The 18,405-nt window shown below is 45.0% G+C and carries 16 protein-coding genes; 5 read left to right on the top strand and 11 right to left on the bottom strand.

Features of this window, described 5'->3' with window-relative positions:
- The first annotated feature begins 72 nt into the window (after positions 1-72).
- The gene (locus AACQ79_RS14190) at positions 73-288 is read left to right on the top strand and encodes a DUF3820 family protein (protein WP_026028221.1); all 216 of its coding nucleotides are present in this window, start codon (positions 73-75) and stop codon (positions 286-288) included.
- Positions 289-305: 17 nt separating this feature from the next.
- Here the strand turns inward: AACQ79_RS14190 and AACQ79_RS14185 are convergent, their stop codons facing one another.
- Positions 306-650 carry a YajD family HNH nuclease gene (locus AACQ79_RS14185; RefSeq protein ID WP_010318547.1) on the bottom strand — a complete coding sequence of 115 codons (345 nt, stop codon included), beginning with the start codon at positions 648-650 and terminating at the stop codon, positions 306-308.
- Positions 651-771: 121 nt separating this feature from the next.
- A complete protein-coding gene (locus AACQ79_RS14180) occupies positions 772-1,254 on the bottom strand; it encodes a L,D-transpeptidase family protein (RefSeq protein WP_013868005.1) in 483 nt (160 codons plus the stop codon).
- Between the two features lie 290 nt (positions 1,255-1,544).
- On the opposite strand from AACQ79_RS14180, the gene AACQ79_RS14175 reads away from it, so the two are divergent.
- Positions 1,545-3,692, top strand: a complete 2,148-nt coding sequence (locus tag AACQ79_RS14175) for a GGDEF domain-containing protein (RefSeq protein WP_170899278.1) — start codon at positions 1,545-1,547, stop codon at positions 3,690-3,692.
- Between the two features lie 47 nt (positions 3,693-3,739).
- On the opposite strand, the gene AACQ79_RS14170 is transcribed toward AACQ79_RS14175, so the two are convergent.
- The 7 genes from AACQ79_RS14170 to AACQ79_RS14140 form a co-directional block, all read right to left on the bottom strand.
- On the bottom strand, positions 3,740-4,456 hold the full coding sequence (locus AACQ79_RS14170; protein ID WP_170899277.1) for an SIMPL domain-containing protein: 717 nt from the start codon (positions 4,454-4,456) through the stop codon (positions 3,740-3,742).
- A 118-nt stretch (positions 4,457-4,574) separates the two neighbouring features.
- Positions 4,575-6,227 (bottom strand): BatD family protein, encoded by a 1,653-nt coding sequence (locus tag AACQ79_RS14165; RefSeq protein ID WP_170899276.1) that lies wholly within the window; start codon positions 6,225-6,227, stop codon positions 4,575-4,577.
- Complete coding sequence (locus AACQ79_RS14160; protein WP_170899275.1) at positions 6,221-8,170, bottom strand: vWA domain-containing protein; 1,950 nt, start codon at positions 8,168-8,170, stop codon at positions 6,221-6,223. The genes AACQ79_RS14165 and AACQ79_RS14160 overlap by 7 nt, the downstream gene beginning before the upstream one ends.
- Positions 8,163-9,131: a vWA domain-containing protein gene (locus tag AACQ79_RS14155; RefSeq protein WP_170899274.1), complete on the bottom strand. Its 969-nt coding sequence runs from the start codon at positions 9,129-9,131 to the stop codon at positions 8,163-8,165. The genes AACQ79_RS14160 and AACQ79_RS14155 overlap by 8 nt, the downstream gene beginning before the upstream one ends.
- Before the next feature lie 7 nt (positions 9,132-9,138).
- Positions 9,139-9,609 (bottom strand): DUF4381 domain-containing protein, encoded by a 471-nt coding sequence (locus tag AACQ79_RS14150; protein WP_013867999.1) that lies wholly within the window; start codon positions 9,607-9,609, stop codon positions 9,139-9,141.
- On the bottom strand, positions 9,606-10,532 hold the full coding sequence (locus AACQ79_RS14145) for a DUF58 domain-containing protein (protein WP_170899273.1): 927 nt from the start codon (positions 10,530-10,532) through the stop codon (positions 9,606-9,608). Before AACQ79_RS14145 ends, AACQ79_RS14150 begins: the two co-directional genes overlap by 4 nt.
- Before the next feature lie 20 nt (positions 10,533-10,552).
- Positions 10,553-11,509, bottom strand: a complete 957-nt coding sequence (locus AACQ79_RS14140) for an AAA family ATPase (protein ID WP_170899272.1) — start codon at positions 11,507-11,509, stop codon at positions 10,553-10,555.
- 282 nt (positions 11,510-11,791) lie between these two features.
- Between AACQ79_RS14140 and AACQ79_RS14135 the strand changes: the two genes are divergently transcribed.
- Positions 11,792-13,708, top strand: a complete 1,917-nt coding sequence (locus AACQ79_RS14135) for a methyl-accepting chemotaxis protein (protein ID WP_088733465.1) — start codon at positions 11,792-11,794, stop codon at positions 13,706-13,708.
- 58 nt (positions 13,709-13,766) lie between these two features.
- Positions 13,767-13,967, top strand: a complete 201-nt coding sequence (locus AACQ79_RS14130; RefSeq protein ID WP_013867995.1) for a restriction endonuclease subunit S — start codon at positions 13,767-13,769, stop codon at positions 13,965-13,967.
- A gap of 119 nt (positions 13,968-14,086) precedes the next feature.
- Here AACQ79_RS14130 and AACQ79_RS14125 read toward each other — a convergent pair whose 3' ends face one another.
- A complete protein-coding gene (locus AACQ79_RS14125; RefSeq protein ID WP_088733464.1) occupies positions 14,087-14,767 on the bottom strand; it encodes a DsbA family oxidoreductase in 681 nt (226 codons plus the stop codon).
- Between the two features lie 272 nt (positions 14,768-15,039).
- On the opposite strand from AACQ79_RS14125, the gene AACQ79_RS14120 reads away from it, so the two are divergent.
- A complete protein-coding gene (locus AACQ79_RS14120) occupies positions 15,040-16,401 on the top strand; it encodes an alpha-amylase family protein (RefSeq protein ID WP_170899271.1) in 1,362 nt (453 codons plus the stop codon).
- A gap of 86 nt (positions 16,402-16,487) precedes the next feature.
- Here AACQ79_RS14120 and AACQ79_RS14115 read toward each other — a convergent pair whose 3' ends face one another.
- Positions 16,488-18,356, bottom strand: coding sequence for a methyl-accepting chemotaxis protein (locus tag AACQ79_RS14115; RefSeq protein ID WP_026028379.1), 1,869 nt, complete (start codon positions 18,354-18,356; stop codon positions 16,488-16,490).
- Between the last annotated feature and the right edge of the window lie 49 nt (positions 18,357-18,405).

The raw sequence follows: 18,405 nt of genomic DNA, 5'->3' as shown, positions 1-18,405 counted from the left end.
AGTACCCAAAAGTGGCTGAGAAACATAAACTGGTTGGACTTAAACAAGTTTAGCCAGTTTGTGAGACGCAAAATGTTAGAAAAAGAGAACCTGATTAAACTTGCGCGTATGCCAATGCCGTTTGGTAAGTATGCAGGGCGAGCGCTTATCGACTTACCAGAAGAGTATTTGCTGTGGTTTGATAAGAAGGGCTTCCCTGAAGGGGAGCTCGGGCGTTTGCTGCAACTTTGCTTAGCGTTGAAAATTGAAGGATTGGATAGCGTGGTTAAGCCACTAAAGCGTATGTGATCTAGTGGCTAACCGCGTTATTTTTTCATCAGTTTGGCGAGATCGGCAAAGGGGTTATAGGTCGCGCTTTGATGATCGTCTAATCTCGCAACAGGCTCAGCGCCAAATCGGTCGTGGTCTGAATATTTAGAGTGCTCATGATCGTGACAATAGAGGCATAAAAGCTCCCAGTTACTGCCATCTTCAGGGTTATTGGTGTGATCGTGATCTTTGTGGTGCACAGTTAATTCCCGTAAATTTGAATAAACGAATTCACGCGCGCAATTGCCACACACCCAAGGGTAAAGTTTAAGTGCTTTTTCTCGGTAACCGCTCTCTTTACGAGCATAATTGGCACTTGAACCATAAAAATCTGACGACATGTTAATTCCAACCATTGATTAAAAATACTTTTTCGATATTAAAAACCAAAAATCTGCGCTAATCAAAGTTTGTGTGATTTATTTTAATGCACGTCCTCACACCTTAGCGTAAGTGCCACTTTTACCACTCAATCTCAATCGGCGTGCCTTCTTTGACTAGGCTCAAAAATTCATCCATTTCTGAGTTAGTCAGTGCAATACACCCATTAGTCCAATCAAAACTTTGCACATATTCTGGTCGTTGCTTGTCGCCATTTTTTAGGCCATGGATTTTTATATCACCACCGGGATTGATGTTTAAGCGCTGTGCATGCACTTTATCTTGATGATTCGGGTAACTGATATGAATCGAACGATAATAGCCAGAATCATTACTGATAGCTTCAAGATAGTATCGACCTTCTGGGGTACGTTGATCGCCTTCTTGCTGTTTATGTCCTTTGGGTTCTTTACCCAAGGCAATTCGATACTCTTGAATGATCTGCTGGCCCGAGATTAAGTACATGCGACGCTTAGATTTATCCACTTTGACCAGATCAATCTCAGCCGCTGCGCTGTTGAGTGAAAAACATAGAAACAAAAGTAGCCTAAAGTATCGGGTCATAAGAGAGTGTCAGTACTGATAAGGTGGCAAATAGAGAGACATTATGCAGCGGAAGAATGAACGTGGCTAGTTGTCAATATTGTCTTGCAAATAAGACAATGCTAAAAATAATAGGGCTAACCATGTAATAAATGGAAACAGAATCTCAAAAATGTAGGTTAACTCTAGGATGTAAAAACATAGAGTGCAAATTTGCGGCCGACTTAACAGCGACCTTTTTAAGAGTTTGATTGCACATGATCTTTTGTCTAATTTTGCAATGAAAATTATTAAAATGTCAGGCCGCTCATATGTTCTCTCGTACTTTACTCAAACAGATTTCTTCTGCTCGCAACCACCGTATGCTCGCGGAAGCAACGTTTGATTTTCTTCAAAGTTTCATTTCTCCCAAATCAATGCGGATCTTTCATGCACCAACATTAAACAAGCGCCATGAGTCATTATTTGAGTACAACTTACCGACTGCTCTGCAAAATTATCCAAATACCTTTTGGAATTGGGCCGCACAATTTGACACCTCTGATGGTCTAATTCCACTAGCGATCAACACCTGCAATTGGGACTACCGTAGTGTGATGGGCGGTGAGTCTTATCTTTTTATGTTAGATAACCACCCTGATTTAAGAACCTATTTGCTGCTTGAGGCAATTGATAACGTCAACATTCATGCGAAAACAGAATCCGGAGATCTCGATTGTTTGCAACTGATTGCGGCTCGTTGGCAATGTCTTCGCGCGGAATCTGAAGCGGCAAAGGAGTTTAAAAATAGAGATATCCGCGAAGCAAAGTATTTGGATGAAATTAAACAGCGCGAAATGTTCATTGATAACATGAAGCTGGTTCATCAATTAGCGATTGAACTGGCTAACCCAGACAATTTGGATGCGCTGCACAGAGCGGCCGTTGATGTAACGAAAACACGCTTAGGGTTTGATCGAGCCGCTTTTTTGGTTCTTGATATGAAAAAACGTTGTTTTAGCGGAACTTATGGTACGGATGAAAGCGGAAAAACGGTGAGCGAACACCATACCCAATACGATTTGCACCAGCTAGAAGAAAGTTATTTAAGCGGTCTTTCTGATGATACTAAAAGTTTGGTGTTGATCGACGATGCCCCTCTATACACGGCAGGAAATGTGGTAGGACAAGGGTGGAATGGGATGTTAATTCTACGTGATGGTAATGAAACCATTGGTTGGATCGCGATTGATAACTACATTAATCGACAGCCCATTACTGAATACCAAAAGCAGATGTTGGAATCTTTTGGTTCATTGCTTGCGCAAATTTATATTCGCAAGCGTCAGGAGCAAAATGTTCGCATGTTGCATGCGAGCATGGTTGAACTGTCACGTTGTATGACGGTGAGTGACGTGTGCAAATCGGCGGTCAGTTTTGCGATTAACCGCATGGGCATTGATCGTCTGGCGGTGTTTTTGACCGATAAACACTGCTCGTACATTCAAGGAACGTGGGGAACCGATATCCAAGGCAACATTGTGGATGAATCCTATTTTCGTTCTGGGACCACCAATAATATGATTGTTGATATGGCCAAAGCCAACCCCAATGAGGTGGTGTTTGAAGAGTCAGTCCCTATTTATCATGACAGCAACATTGTTGGTTTTGGCTGGACAGCCATGACCATGCTTACCAACAATGGCGAACCTATTGCTTTTATTGCTGCGGACAATTTGATCCGCCGCTCACCACTGACTTCACAACTGCGAGAAGTGATCCGCATGTTCGCCTCGAATTTAACCGAAGTATTGATGCGCACCAGTGCTCAGCAGGCGATCAGTGAACTGAATGAGAATTTAGAAATTGAGGTGCGTAACCGTACCTATGAGTTACAAAAAGTGAACGACAAACTGGACTTAATGGCCAAAATGGATCCATTAACTCGCCTTGGAAATCGTCGGATGTTAGCTCATTTATTGGAACGCATCGGTTCGAGAGTACAAACGGAGACCGTAAGCTATGGTTTAATTCTGCTTGATATTGATCACTTTGGTTTATTTAATAATTACTACGGTCACTTAGAAGGGGATATTGCTTTGATTCGTATTGGCCATATTCTCAACCAACATGCTCAGGCAGAGAATGAACTCTTTTGCCGAATTGGTGGTGAAGAATTTATATTGTTGGTGGCCAACCGTGATGCAGCAGAAGTGAAAGCGTTGGCTGAAAGCATACGCTTTAGTATTGAACGAGAGCAGATTGAACATAGTGAGAACCCTGATGGTGACTGCTTAAGTGTCTCGATTGGTTACACTATTGCCCAGTACCTTCCCAGTGAACTTAAGTTTGAGGAGATGTACAGTAAAGCGGATAAGGCACTTTACCAAGCAAAAGATAATGGCAGAAACCAAGTCGTTGGTTACTCTGAGCAAAAACACCATACTCGAAGTGATCAAGTCGCCGCGCCAAATTCATAGTGTTGGCGCGGCGAGTCATGACAAGGATAATGAGAACAGCAGATTATTCAGTCTGAGAGGTAATATTCAACCGTTGAAACGACGCGTATTTTTTTGATGTAAGGAGTATTGTTATCACGATCCACAATACTAAATTGTCCCTGTGAAGCGCGTTTAATCTTACCAAGTGAGCTTTGCGAATCTTTGGCGAATTTCTCTGCGACTTCTCTTGCCTGTTTGGTCGCTTCTTCAATCATGTCGGGTTTGATTTCATTCAGCCCAGAGAATGAATAATCAACGCGGTTGTTGTAAGGATCTTGATTAAAAACGATGCCTTGTTTTCCTAAATGGCCGAGCTTATTAATGGCCTCGCGCACTAGGTCAACTTGATTGCTGTACACCGTAATGGTTTGATTCGCTAAATAACGAAACTCGACTAAATTTTCTCCACCATACTGCTGTGCTTTTTTGTCGATCACCGCTGGCGATGATAGCGAGACACTTTTTTCATCAATGCCTTGTTGAGCTAAAAATGCGGTCACCAGTTGGCTCTGCTTTTCAATCGTGTTGAACATGGTGGGTAAATCATTATCGGCCACACTAAATTGGATCGGCCAAACAACTGTGTCGGCGGGATATTCTCGCTCTGATAATCCTTTAACTGTCACCACGCGCTCATACTCTTTATATTTCACAGCCGTTTGCTGCACAAAATAACCGAGGGTTGCGAGCCCGAGTATTAAACTCAAACCGATGATCAATGAAGCGCTACTTTTTATTTGCATGCCTTGTTTTCCTTTTGTTGGCAACAGTCCCCAAATGACTTGAAGCCACAGCGGCTAGTCGTTTGAATATAACAACATACCTTAGACTTGAGATTGTGATTTCGACAGCCATTTTCGGTTAGAGTTTTGCCAGAGATTCTAACTTTTTATGCTGGCGCTTAGTTTGCTTTTTTTGAATGGCATCAATCATAGAGATTAACGCTGAGCCATCCCAATCACTTTTCTGAGGTGCGTACAAAGTTTTAAGTTGCTGGTTGACTTGTGCATCTAGTGCGGTTTTCTCTTCATCACTTAATACGACTGAATCGCGCCAGAGGGTGAAGTAATAGCTGATTTTGGCACCATCTTGGCTTTGTACAGCTTCTTTTAACTGTTGATATTGGTGGCCTTCAAGCGGTTGATGATGAGCGTTGGTTTCCTGTGTTGCTGTTTGTGGCGCGTTACGAAATGACCAAGCGACTACCATAGTCGCCATCCATAACAGTGCAAAAAATGCGGTAAAGTAGGGCCAGTATCCTGCATCTTTAACGGTGACGGTTTGTACTGTTGGTGGTGTCAGCACAGAGGTGGATGGGTTGAGTAATTCACCTGGCGAAACCTCTAGCTTTAATCCTTTGGCTTGCGCGCTTTGCTGAGATTCGTTTTTGGTGTCCCACCAACTGACGGTGAGATCCGCTAGCTCAACCTTACCGACGGTTTTTGGGATGAGTACTTGTTTTAGCGTCATTTGCACATCGCCATTATCTAAGCTTTTAAACTGAGGCTTTTCAGCATAGAGCCGAATTGAGTCTGGATATTGCACTGAGAGGTTAGGCAACTGCGTCTGCGTAAGGCCTTTCACTGTCAGAATCCATTCACGAGTCAACGATTCACCCACTTTGGTTTTAAAGCTCTCGGCGGTGATGATCTGCCCTGTGGCATCTCGCCACGTTTGGTTGAGTGTTAGTTTTGGTGTAGGTAGCCAAGTGCCTTGATAGCTATCTGGTTTCGGCAGTACGGTCAGCGAAAAGGTTTTGGCCGGAATATCGACTTGCAGCAAGCGGGTGCTGCCCGTTTGGTTGTTACCATAGATGAGGCCAGCTTTAAACGCAGGGCCGGATAACGTGAAAGTTCCTGCCTCTTGGGCCGTGACTCTAAATTTTTGGTCTACAACAGTGACTTCAACCCCATCCAATAAGCTTTGGTATTGGTTAGCTTCTCCCTCGGTCGTCAGTTCTAATCCTTGTACAGCGGGTGGCGTAATTTGTGGATTTTGCAGCCTTCTTGGGTCAGCTTTGATGATTAGGCGAGCATTGAGAAAAGTGCTTTCACTCGGGTAGAGTTTGCTACGTTCTAGATCGGCTTGTATTTCAACAAGGTCAGATTGCTTGGGCGCTTCACCATCAGCGATAACTTGAATCGCGATCGGTTGAGTAGTTGCCCCATTGACGGTAAAACTAGGAATGGTCAGTATGCCGAGTTTGTTGGCTGCCAACGATACATTCCATTCACTGCGCGTGCTGCGATCGCCATTGATGATGTTCACCGAAGTACCAAAACTTGGGCGGCCAAGAAAAAAATCGCCTTCTAACACCTTAAAGTCGATCGCATCGGTCGATACTTTTTCATCGGCAACAATTCGTAATTGGAATACTTCATTTTTCGCGACCTTATTTTTACTGACGCTGGCGTAAAGTGCAGCCGCGTTAGCGGCCGAGCTCAGTAGAGCAACAGAAACTAGGCTGATAATCGCAGCCCAAAATGAACGCTTGATCGATTTCATACTTACCACTTCTTGCTGTTATTTTGTGGAGGTTGTGCTTGGTCTTCTTGCCGTTGTCTTGCTTGTAGCAACAATTGTGCTTTGAGTAAGCCACTAGGATCTCGTGCACTTTCGACTTGTTCTAGCTTACGAAGTTGCGGGTCAACGGTTTGGCTATCGCCTTGCTGTTGCGATTGCTTTTGTGTTTGCTGCTCAGAGGCTTCTTTGTCACTGACCTCATCTTCGTTGTTCATTGATTCATTTGTTTGAGTCGCTTCAGTCGGCTGTTGAGAGGCAGGCGATTCATCCGCCGTGTTGGCCTTGGATCGCTCACCTTGCTCATCTTTACTTTGTGCCGATTGAGGCGAAGACTGAGAGCCGTTATCTTGCGGTGAGCCATCGCTTTGGTCGTCAGGTTTATCTCCGGTTTGTTCGCCATCTTGTTGTTGTGCATCGTTTTTATTCTGTTCATTATTTTTATTTTCCGACCGATTTTGATCTTGATTTGGATCGGAAGGCTCACCAGACTGTTGCTGTTGCTGTTGCTGTTGCTGTTGCTGTTGCTGTTGCTGTTGCTGTTGCTGTTGCTGTTGCTGTTGCTGTTGCTGTTGCTGTTGCTGTTGCTGTTGCTGTTGCTGTTGCTGCGCTTTTTTTACGATTTCCAAATTATGCTGAGCATCTTTATGGTTTGGGTCGCGCTTTAACACCTCTTCATACAAGGTTTGGGCCTTTTCCAATTCTCCATTTTGCGCGTAGGCGTTGGCCAAGTTGTATTGCACTCGCACATTGTCTTGTGGCAGTTGAGAGAGGGTTTCCACCGCTGCCTGATATTCTCCAGCCTGATATTGAGCGATGCCTTTCCACTCTAAGTCTGTAAATTGTTCACTGGCCGCTTGATACTCCTTTGCATCAAACGCTTTTTTGGCTTGTTGATTGCTATTTAGCCAAGGAGAAGCCTGTACACTATTGCTGTGCAGTGTAGGGATGAAGAGCAGTAATAAAGAAAAAATGACGCCACGGCGAAACAAAAGCAAACACGGGATAATGAGGAGCAGCACTAACCAATAGCCATTGTTAACGCGCTCTTTCACCATTTGTTGACTCTTGGTTGTACTGTGTGGTTGTTCGTTTTGGTCTAGCTTAGCGATCATTGCGACATCGCTATTGTCTAAGCTGATTGGCGTAAATAATCCATTTATATTCTGCGCGAGCGACTGCATATTGGCAAAGTTGGTCTTGGCCACTACGGTCTGCCCTTGTGCATTTTTCAGTAAGCTGCCATCGCTGAGCGTAATGGGCGCGCCCGCTTGGGTACCAATGCCTAAGATCACTAATTTCCAACGCGTATTGGTAAGCTGTGTTTCAATCTGAGCTTGCTCTTGTGAGTCGATGTCATCGGTCAATAACACAATGTCACCTTGTGCAAGGCCGGCATTTTTCATCATGTCGATGGCTAATTGAACCGCGCGAGCTGCATCTGCGCCGGGGTAGGGCATAATATCGGGCGATAGATTGGGTACTAAGTTGCTTAGGGTTGCGGTATCGGTGGTTAATGGGCTAACGGTATAGGCATCACCAGCATAGGCGACAAGCCCTGTACTACCTTCTTGCCATTGCATGAGTAAGTCGAGCGCTTTATAACGCGCTTGCGTTAAGCGGTTGGGTTTTATATCAGTAGCGTACATCGATAGTGACATGTCCATCACTAATACGCGCGCGTTACTATTGCTGTAACTGGGGCGTGTTTGAGATTCAAAACTCGGACCAGCTAGCGCCAGTACTGCGAGCAGCCAACTGATGCTGATGATCACAATGGCCGCGTTATGCTTTTTATCGCTCAAACCCATCGCCTTAGCCAGATGAGGTGCTATCAAAGAGTGTCGTTTGGCACGCAGAGTGAACCAGCCCAGCAGTAGTGCTAAGGGGAATAGTGCGGTTAACCACCAAGGTGTAAGAAAAACAAACTCAGACATGATTTCTCCTTAGTAGCGCTAAGAGCATAGATAGCACGAGCGCCATCGCCAACGGATAACCAAACCATTCGCTTTGTGGACGCCAAGTTTGGCTTGCTTGGCTTATGGGTTCTAATTGATTAATGGTGTCGTATATTTTTGCGAGGTCTTGGCTATTTCGTGCGCGAAAATATTGGCCACCAGTCATGGTCGCTATTTGTGTTAACGTCTTCTCATCTAAATCTTCCGCGGTATTGATTTTTCGAGTCATAAAAAACTCTTTGACCATCATTTCGCCAGCGCCAATACCGACTGTGTAAATGGTGGCATTGTATTTTTGGGCAATTTTCGCAGCTTCGATTGGGTCGAGCACGCCAGCAGTATTGCTGCCATCGCTGAGTAAAATCATCACCCGCTGTGGGGCATCACTATCGATAAACGTTTTGGTCGCAAGCCCAATCCCTTCACCAATGGCGGTTTGGGTGCCGATCAGCTTAAGGACGGCTTGATTAAGCTGCTGGCGAATGGTGTTTCTATCCAGAGTCAACGGCGTTTGTAGATAGGCGTGATCGGCAAATAAGACTAACCCAAGGCGATCACCTTCGCGCTTGTCAATAAAATCAGAGAGCACATTTTTAACGGCGCTCAAACGATCAATGTACTGATCGCCAAGCAGCATATCTTCTTGGCTCATGGAGTAAGAGAGGTCAACCACCAGCATCAGATCTCGGTGTTTGGGCTGAGCAATAACCGGGTCGCCAAACCACACTGGACGGGCTGCGGCGATCAATACTAAGCACCAAATAGCGCTTGCAATGATTTTAGCGATGATCTGGTTTGGTGCTTGACGCTGATTATCTTTAGGAAGGTAGGGCAGGTGAATCGCTGCCCTTTCTTTTGCTGGTGGTAAGAATCGATAAACGACCAGCGGGAGTGGCAGCAGACATAGCATCCACCACCACAATAACTCTATATTTGCCAAAGCCTAGCTATCTCCGTTTTTTAGGCGGCAAAGCATCATTAACCCATTGATAGCAGTGATTAATCAGCTCTTGACTGTTTTCTGTTTTCTGCTTTTGGTATAACGCTTGCTGCCACAATGTTTCATTGGGAACAAAAAGAGGGTAAGAAATTTGTGAATCTAAAAAGGTGTACCACTCTTTGCCGGTAAGATGTGCGATTTCCATTCGAGGGTAGTAACAAAGCGCGGCTTGACGAAGTAGCTCAATCGCTGAAGAAGGAGTTAAATGCCCAAATTGGGGGTTGAGTAAACGTAGCGCCGTTTTTTTCGGGGCTAAGCGTTTACGACGCCAACGAATGGCTAACACCAGAATCAGCAGACAGAGCAGTATGCCCGCCGCGCTTGCCCACCATCCCCAAGCCAAGGGAAACCAAGAGGGTAGCTCAGGCAGTTGCATCGCGCTTAAATCTAAAAGTGTAGCTATTGATGATTCCTTCATTCTTTATATCCGGATAGTTGTTGCAACAAAGGTTTCTCACTAGAGAGTGAGGTATAAGAAATTGCCATAGTTTGACTCAATGATTTTAGTTTTTCTTTTTGAGATTCAAAGGCTTTTTTTAACCCTAAGCGCGTACTATTTTTCGAAAAGTTGAGCCAGCTCGTCTGTTGGCCATCGGTTACGCGTTCTACACCGCGAAATTGGGTCTCTCCTTGCTCTAATGGATCGTAAATGTGCACAATTTTTACACGATTATGTCGATGCAATTGGTTGAGTATTGGTTGTAATGTGGCATTGAAATGGACGAAGTCACTGATCAAAATCACTTCACTGCCTTTAGGGCACAAACGATTCAACGCAGTTAGGCCGCGCTGCATGCTGTGTGATTTCGTTTTATCAAGCTCCAGCAGCTGTTGGTTTTGTAGTGTCACCAACTGTTGCAACAGCTGTAATGGCCCTTTTTGGCGGCTAGTCGGTTTTAACTCAACCAGTGTCGAACCAGTATCAATCACCGCGCCCACTCGGTCCTTATTGGCAATGCTTAACCAACTGAGCAAGCTTGCCATGTGCGCCGCTTGCACTGATTTGAGCATTAACTGCGATCCAAACTGCATAGAGCGGCTCAGATCAACGTAAAGAATGACGGGTTTTTCTCGTTCTTCACTGAACAGTTTGGTATGAGGCTTTCCCGTACGCGCAGTAACGCGCCAGTCGATGGTCCGAATATCATCTCCTGCTTGGTATTGCCTGACCTCAGCAAAGTCCATTCCTCGGCCGAGTTGCTTGCTCTGATGCTGCCCCAATACTTGCGCCCATAAACTTTTAGCAGGTGGCAGCCAGCGAATAGCGTGCTGCTTGTAAGGCAACAGTTCAGCCAATGAAAGTGTGACACCCGTACTAAACGGTGGAAGTGACTCTTGCATAGTAAACCTTAGTCTTAGTGCTAAGCACTACCAACCAGTGAAAGTAAGTGAGTGATAACTTGGTTGGGATGTACGCCCTCAGCCTGTGCTTGGTAGCTCAATAATAGCCGGTGGCGCAAAACCGGAAATACCATCGCTTGAACATCTTCAGGGCTGACAAAATCACGCCCACTGAGCCATGCATGAGCGCGAGCGCATCGATCAAGCGCGATGGTTGCTCGCGGGCTGACGCCCATCTCTAGCCATAGTGCCAACGAGGCATCGTAGTCTGCGGGTTTACGCGTTGCCATGATCAGGCGAATAATATATTGCTCAATAGGTTCGGCCATGTGAATGTTCAGCGCCGCTTGTCGAGCACTGAAAATATCGCTTTGGCTTAATGTTGGCGGAGAGACTTTCTCAATTCCCTGCGCTTCCCCGCGGTTCAAACGTAAAATGGCGAGTTCATTTTCAGCGTCTGGATAATCAACATTTAAATGCAATAAAAAACGATCCAACTGCGCTTCGGGTAGAGGATAAGTACCCTCTTGCTCGATCGGGTTTTGGGTAGCCATCACTAAAAAAAGTTCAGGTAACGGGTAGGTTTTTCGACCTGCCGTGATCTGTTTTTCGGCCATCGCCTCGAGCATCGCAGCTTGTACTTTGGCTGGAGCGCGGTTGATTTCATCAGCCAATACTAATGAGTTAAAAATCGGGCCCGCTTGAAATGTGAACTCACCTGTTTCAGGGCGGAAGATATCGGTACCAGTTAAATCGGCGGGGAGCAGATCAGGCGTAAATTGGATTCGATGAAAATCACCTTCTATGCAATCGGCGAGTGATTTCACGGCCCGTGTTTTTGCAAGGCCAGGAGGCCCCTCGACCAAAATGTGCCCATCAGCAAGAAGTGCAACTAATAACTGTTTAACCAAACCTGTCTGGCCTATGACTTGCTGATTTAAATAGTGTTGTAGCGATTGAAACGCGTGCGATGGCATTGAATGGGTCTCCTGCTGTTTTGCTGAATTAGTAATTTATTGATTCGAAAAGTTCCATGAAAAGCGTGATGCATCAACTGATTGGCGAATTATTATCCATTTGGCGAAACGAAAGAATGTTTGGTCACCATACTCGACTATGCTTAGGAACAACCATTGTTGGTCATGATCACATTCTACGTGAAGATAAATCGATTCTATCGATAAATTTCTCAAGAGAGAGGGTTTGTTGCCGATACAAAAAAGTTATTCATGACAAGCCAATAATAAAGAGCGCAAATAATGTTCAAACTTAATTCGATGAGTATTAAGCAAAAGGTTGTATTAGGAATTACGTTCGCGGTACTCGCTTCGACGGTTATCGTTGGTGTAATGGCGCAGCGTCAAGCTCGAGAGGTACTGGAGCACCGATTAATTGATATCGAACTTCCCTCGTTACTTGATCAAATCAGTAGCCAGATAGATCGAGAAGTATCGCAATTGCTCTTTTCTGCTGAGCAACTAGCCAATAATGAATTCATCAAGCAAGCCGTTCAGACGACCGATATTAATGCTGACGCTGAGGCGATGTTGGTTAAGCAGCTCAATAATGTACGCGATCAATATTCGTTAAATGATGCTTCTGTGGCTAACCGAAAAACGGCGTATTACTGGAACCAAAATGGTTTTCTGCGTCAGCTTAATCAACAGCAAGATGGCTGGTTTTTTGGTTTTACGCAATCGGGACAAAAGACCATGGTCAGTATGTTCCAAGAGGCAAGTGGCGAAGTAAAAATGTTTGCCAACTACCAAAATGTCAGTGGCGATACGATGTCTGGTTTGTCGAAATCAATGGATGACATGGTGAACCTGCTCAATGGATTTAAAATCGAGGACACAGGTTTTGTCTTTTTGACCAACTCGAAAGGGGAAGTGCAAATCCATCGCCAAAAAGAGAAAGCTAAAGCCTCATTAACACAATTGTACGGCTCAAACGCAAACCAACTATTGAATAAAAGCCGCTTCAACCTGATTTCGACAACCTATCAAAACCAAGATGTTTTTGTCGCTAGTGTCTACGTGAAATCGATGGACTGGTTTGTGATTGGTTCAGTACCTGTGTCGGAAGTCTTCGCAGAATTAAATGCCGTTGCGCAAAAAATGTTGTTCACAACCTTAGCTGTGGCGGGTTTATTTATTTTGATGGGTCTTTTTCTCGCGAATAGTATTGCCAACCCAATTAAACAGATTGCACAACGCTTTACCGATTTAGGTAAAGGCGATGGTGATTTATCGCAACGGATTGAGGTATTGGGCCGCGATGAAATCGCTCAATTATCAGCGGGCTTCAACGGTTTTATTGAGAAGATTCATCAATCGATGAAAGAAGTTGCTTCTACCAGTCATGCATTGCAGTCGGCGGCGGGTCGGGTGTCGGAAAAATCGACGCGAACTCATGACAATAGCCAAGAACAGCGTGACCAAACTATACAAGTGGTGGCGGCGATCAATCAAATGGGGGCCACTATCAGTGAAATTGCTTCTAACGCGGCGACGGCAGCTGAAACAGCAAATCACGCGGCTGATAACACTGAAGTAGGACGTGAAGTGGTAAGCAAAGCCAAAGATGCCATCAGTCGTTTAGCCGCGGATATCGAAAATACGGGTAAAGTGGTGGAGCAGCTAGCATCGACCACTCAAGATATTGGCTCTATTTTAGGTGTTATCCGTGGTATTTCTGAACAAACCAACTTGCTGGCATTAAACGCTGCAATTGAAGCGGCGAGAGCTGGAGAGCAAGGCCGAGGTTTTGCTGTTGTGGCAGACGAAGTACGCAATTTGGCCAGCCGCACGGCCTCTTCAACGGAAGAAATTCAAAAGATGATCAATCAATTACAAAACGATGTAAAAGATGCGGTCTCGGCGATGTCTTCTGGTAAGGCTGTTACACAGGAAGGGGTTGACGCTTCCGATGAAGCGGTGAACGTTTTAGTGAATATTTCAGAGCGGATCCACGATATTTCCGATCGCAACACTCAGGTTGCCACGGCGACTGAAGAGCAATCAACGGTGGTGCACACAATCAATCAAAATATTGAAGAGATCAACGCCATCAATGAAGTGACCACCAGCACCGCAGAAGAGTTGGCAGAAGCGAGCCAAGAGCTGCGTGATCTGTCTGGCCGTTTAGATAAAATGGTGGGTAGCTTTAAGCTCTAGAATCATGAGGGGGAAATCGGTACACTTCCCCCATTACGTTTATGTTTAGGTAAGTAAAATGAGTGATTTCGAAAAAGAGTTAGCACAATTGTCGCAACAGGTGGCGGGTGAACCTGAAGTGAAACTGCCTTCGTTGGAAGAGCAAAAAGCGATTGTGGCTGAACTTAAGCAGCTAGAAGCGGAAGGCAAGCTGACGCCAGAAGTGCTGGAAAAGCATTTTGGACAATTCTTTACAGAAACGGATACCCCCGTCCATTAATTCAAACCCACTTTATTTAATTTAGAGCACACAAGTTTATTTAGAGTACACAATAGTATTTAGAGTACACAATAGTATTTAGGGCACACAGTAGTGGTGCCCTTTTTTATCAGAAAACGTTATTGAGTCATAGGAAGCTGTTGCGCGATATCTTCGAGTACCTGTTGAAGGATCTCTGTCGTTTGCGCGCCTGAGATAAGATGGCGTTGCTCAATGATCAAGGCTGGCACAGCTTGAATTCCTGCCTCTAACCACTGTTGCTCTGTGACAGAAACGGTTTTCGCCCACGACTCATCAGTTAAAACTGCGCGGCAGATTTCTCTGTCTAAACCAAGGCTCTGTACTAGGTCGAGCAAGACATCATCGTCATCTAAGGCTTGCCCGAAAGTGAAATAAGCACGAAATAGTGCCATTTCCAGCTCTAATTGTTTTCCTTGGCTATTCGCCCACATTAATAATTGATGCGCTTTACGGGTATTATAAATACGCATGTCGTTACTAAAATTGAATTGAAAGCCGACTTCTTGCCCTAGGGCGCTGAGGGTTTGGCGTGCTTGTAAACTTGCTTCTATCGACGTGCCATATTTTTTGGCTAAATGTTGCTGTAGGTGTTCACCACCTATAGGCATAGCAGGGTTGAGTTCAAAAGGGTGCCAATGGATGTCTGCATCGATCGTATCGCTGAGAGCCAGCAGCGCTTGCTCTAACCGCTTATAGCCAATGATGCACCAAGGGCAGACAACATCTGACACGATATCAATGCGTAGTTTTTTCATTTTCTTCCCTACCGCGATTGGCAATTCACTGACCTTAATTATAGCGAGATTATCAGCATAAACTGTGACTTGTTGTGTAGCCCTTTGGAAAGCTAGGCGCTTTTTTATCGCTCTACGCCTTTTCTCTCATACAAACAATATTGCAATAAGGCTGATGGAATTGCTGAAACGCTCTCTATACTCTAAAAACGTTAAATGCAGAGAATTAAACTGCGCTTTGAGAAACAAGTGACGTATTGTGAGGTTTCGCCTCTTTCAACTTGTGAGTTAACCATGATGAACAGGGACATTGACGTATGACAAATGTTCAACCAACCGATGTGATTTTGCATGCTTTTGATTGGCCGTATCGTTTAGTCGCTGAGCGTGCAGAGCAAATTTTTCAACTGGGTTATAAAACGGTGTTGATTTCACCGCCGATGAAATCGTTCAAAACCGCTCAAGGTACAAAATGGTGGCAACGTTACCAGCCGCAAGATTATCGCATCATTGATAATCAACTGGGCAATACCCATGATTTTAAACAGATGGTTGAAACCTTAACCGCATTAGGCTTGCGAATTTATGCCGATGTAGTGTTCAACCATATGGCCAACGAATCCAAATTGCGTTTGGATTTACAATACCCGAGCGCACAAGACTTAGCTTCCTACCAGAATAAAAGCGATGAGTACCAAGCGCTGCGCCTCTTTGGTGATCTGACCCAGCCACTCTTTGATAAAGATGACTTTGTGGAAGCGTTTGGCATAAAAGATTGGAAGGATCGTTGGCAAGTGCAAAATGGCCGCATTACTGGAGGGGCGCATGACCCGGGCCTACCGACGTTGCGTGATAATGAACATGTGGTTGTGCAACAACAGGCTTATTTAAGGGCATTGAAAGCGTTAGGAGTCAAAGGATTTCGAATTGATGCTGCTAAGCATATGTCTATTGAGCATTTGAAGAAAGTATGGACCGATGACATTACGCAAGGCATGCATATTTTTGGCGAGATCATTACTGATGGCGGTGCAACCAAAGAAGAGTACCAACTTTTTCTCGAGCCTTATCTGCAAGAAACAAAGTTGGGTGCTTATGATTTTCCACTATTTCAAACGGTATACGATGCGTTACAAACAAAAGGTAGCCTGAAATGGCTGATTGACCCTTATTGTTTTGGTCAGGCGCTTTCCAACAACCGAGCGATTACGTTCACCATTACGCATGATATCCCCAACAACGCTGTGTTTGCCGACCTCGTCATGGATGAAGCCTTAGAAAATATCGCCTACAGCTACATTCTTGGTCGCGATGGGGGAGTGCCATTAATTTACACTGATTTGAACACCAGTGGCATTTTGAACCATGCTGGTCTTCCGCGCTGGCAAGAGGCATGGTGTTCGCCACAAATGGCGGCGTGTATTGCTTTTCATAATAAAATGCATGCGTTGCCAATGAAAACGCTAGAAGCGAGCGATGACTTGTTAGTGTTCAGCCGCGGTAAGGAAGGAATAGTGGTTTTGAACAAATCTCAACGCAGTCAGCGCGTTGAAATTGATTGGACAAATCCAATGGTAGAATTGTTTACGAAGCAGCAGTATCAACCCAATAACCAAAAGATTGTCATGGATATCGCCGCTCGTTCTAGCGCCATGCTTTGTCGGCTATCAAATGTCTGATGGTGAATCAAACGGTGAGTCGTTAGAAAAGTAAAGGCGCGTAATCAGCGCCTTTACTGAGTCTACCCAGTTGCTGCGGTAGAGGATTAAACGATAAATTTATTCAATATAGCATCTTGCTCTCTGATATTTTCGGTTTGAGCTTGCATGGCGATATTGGCATTGTCAGCGGCGTCTGCAACTTGAACGGAAAGATCTTTGATCTTAACCGTGTTGTTGTTGATCTCTTCTGCTACCAAGCTTTGTTCTTCGGCTGCCGAAGCTATTTGGATATTCATATCACTAATTTGCTGAATAGCATCGCGGATTTTCAGCAGAGCATTATTTGCTTCTTCGGCACGATTGACCGCCTCAGCTGCCGTTGTTTTACTCTGATTCATCGCATTGGCAACAGAAGTAGCGCTCGACTGCAACTTCTCAATCATATTACGGATCTCCGTCGTGGATTGCTGCGTTCTTTGCGCCAGCGTACGCACTTCGTCTGCAACGACCGCAAAGCCTCGGCCTGACTCTCCAGCCCGAGCCGCCTCTATCGCTGCGTTTAGTGCCAGCAAGTTGGTTTGGTCGGCAATGTCGTTGATCACTTTCAAAATGGTTTCGATGTTTGCCGTTGCATTTTCTAGTGCACTTACCTCTGTTACTGCTTCATCAATACGCGTTGAAAGATTATCGATCGCTTGCGTGGTTTGGGTCACAACATTGGTACCAAATTCTGTCGCATCATCAGCATCTTTTGCCGCCGATGCCGCGCCTTGCGCGTTGTTGGCGACATCGCCAGAAGTGGTGGCCATCTCATGCATGGCCGTGGCTAATTGCTCAAGTTCATGCAGTTGATCACGCATCGCTTCGGCCGATTCTTGCAACCCCATCGAGGTCATTTCCGAACCGCGTAAAATTTCTGAACCGATGGCTTTAGACTGGGTAATTTGTTGTTGTAAGGCTTCAGTAAAGGTATTGAAACCGACCGCTAATACCGAGAATTCTTTATCCGTGTCGGTGGCTAAGCGTTGGGTTAAGTCACCACTACCAGAGGCAACGTTCTGTATTGCATTATTGAGTGCATCAAGCGGTTTCATCAACAGACGGATAAGCACAAGCAGTATCGCAATACTGAAGACTAAAGCGATTAACGTATAGATGATCGAACTGTTGCGCAGTGTTGCTAAAGACGCATAGGCGATCTCTTCATCCAAAACGACACCGACATACCAGTCCTCACCAGGGACTTTTGAAAAATCGAGTGTGTAGTGTTTGCCATCAATCAGCACTTGTTTAGGCTCTTCGGCGATAACCGCATTGCCTAAGTATTCTTTCATTGGCTTGCCGTTCATCTCTGCTCGGGGGTGGGCTATGGTTGTGCCGTCGGATGAAACAATAAACACATAGCCTGCATCAAATAATTTTACGGTGTTGACCAATTCTGCTAACCCAGCAAGGCTAACATCGTAGAAGATGGCGCCGATAAATTTGCCGTTATCTTTAACTGGGGTAGCAATAGACACCAATATTTCATTAGTGGCAGAGTCGGCGTAAGGTGCAGTAATAATCAGTTTGTCGGCATTTTTTGCATCAATATACCAAGGGCGCACGCGTGGATTCCATGATGCGCCTGGGTTCCAAGTAGGATCATTACTTATGTAAGAGCCATCGCTCTCAAAACCGACCCCAGCCAGTAAAAAAGTTTGTTTGACAATCGGCCTTGTGATGACCTTAGACATACTTTCTCGGTTAATGTCGACTTCCAACATGCTGGTGGCGTAAGCGGCAATGGCCTTGCGGCTATTGATCTCTGCACCAGCTGTATTGCTAACCCCATCCACTATTTCAGTTACACTCGCTTCAACTTGTGACTTCACTTCTTTTTGGACGGTGAAGTATTGTTGTATCGTCAGCAGAGTAACGGTGACCAACAGCAGCAAAGATGACGCCGCGACGATCTTATGGCTGAATTTCATGGCAATCCCTTCCATCAATAAATATTAATATTATTAATAAATGTATAGT

Source organism: Vibrio sp. 3-2(1), from assembly GCF_963887575.1.
Taxonomy (GTDB): Bacteria; Pseudomonadota; Gammaproteobacteria; order Enterobacterales; family Vibrionaceae; genus Vibrio; species Vibrio anguillarum.
Note: the sequence above shows the minus strand (reverse complement) of the source record. Positions and strands in the feature narration are given on the sequence as shown.

What these genes read in the sequence shown, in the direction of transcription:
- AACQ79_RS14190 (WP_026028221.1), top strand. Translation starts at nt 73, where the DNA reads ATGTTAGAAAAAGAGAACCTGATTAAACTTGCGCGTATGCCAATGCCG.
- AACQ79_RS14185 (WP_010318547.1), bottom strand. Translation starts at nt 650, where the DNA reads ATGTCGTCAGATTTTTATGGTTCAAGTGCCAATTATGCTCGTAAAGAG.
- AACQ79_RS14180 (WP_013868005.1), bottom strand. Translation starts at nt 1,254, where the DNA reads ATGACCCGATACTTTAGGCTACTTTTGTTTCTATGTTTTTCACTCAAC.
- AACQ79_RS14175 (WP_170899278.1), top strand. Translation starts at nt 1,545, where the DNA reads ATGTTCTCTCGTACTTTACTCAAACAGATTTCTTCTGCTCGCAACCAC.
- AACQ79_RS14170 (WP_170899277.1), bottom strand. Translation starts at nt 4,456, where the DNA reads ATGCAAATAAAAAGTAGCGCTTCATTGATCATCGGTTTGAGTTTAATA.
- AACQ79_RS14160 (WP_170899275.1), bottom strand. Translation starts at nt 8,170, where the DNA reads ATGTCTGAGTTTGTTTTTCTTACACCTTGGTGGTTAACCGCACTATTC.
- AACQ79_RS14150 (WP_013867999.1), bottom strand. Translation starts at nt 9,609, where the DNA reads ATGAAGGAATCATCAATAGCTACACTTTTAGATTTAAGCGCGATGCAA.
- AACQ79_RS14145 (WP_170899273.1), bottom strand. Translation starts at nt 10,532, where the DNA reads ATGCAAGAGTCACTTCCACCGTTTAGTACGGGTGTCACACTTTCATTG.
- AACQ79_RS14140 (WP_170899272.1), bottom strand. Translation starts at nt 11,509, where the DNA reads ATGCCATCGCACGCGTTTCAATCGCTACAACACTATTTAAATCAGCAA.
- AACQ79_RS14135 (WP_088733465.1), top strand. Translation starts at nt 11,792, where the DNA reads ATGTTCAAACTTAATTCGATGAGTATTAAGCAAAAGGTTGTATTAGGA.
- AACQ79_RS14130 (WP_013867995.1), top strand. Translation starts at nt 13,767, where the DNA reads ATGAGTGATTTCGAAAAAGAGTTAGCACAATTGTCGCAACAGGTGGCG.
- AACQ79_RS14120 (WP_170899271.1), top strand. Translation starts at nt 15,040, where the DNA reads ATGACAAATGTTCAACCAACCGATGTGATTTTGCATGCTTTTGATTGG.
- AACQ79_RS14115 (WP_026028379.1), bottom strand. Translation starts at nt 18,356, where the DNA reads ATGAAATTCAGCCATAAGATCGTCGCGGCGTCATCTTTGCTGCTGTTG.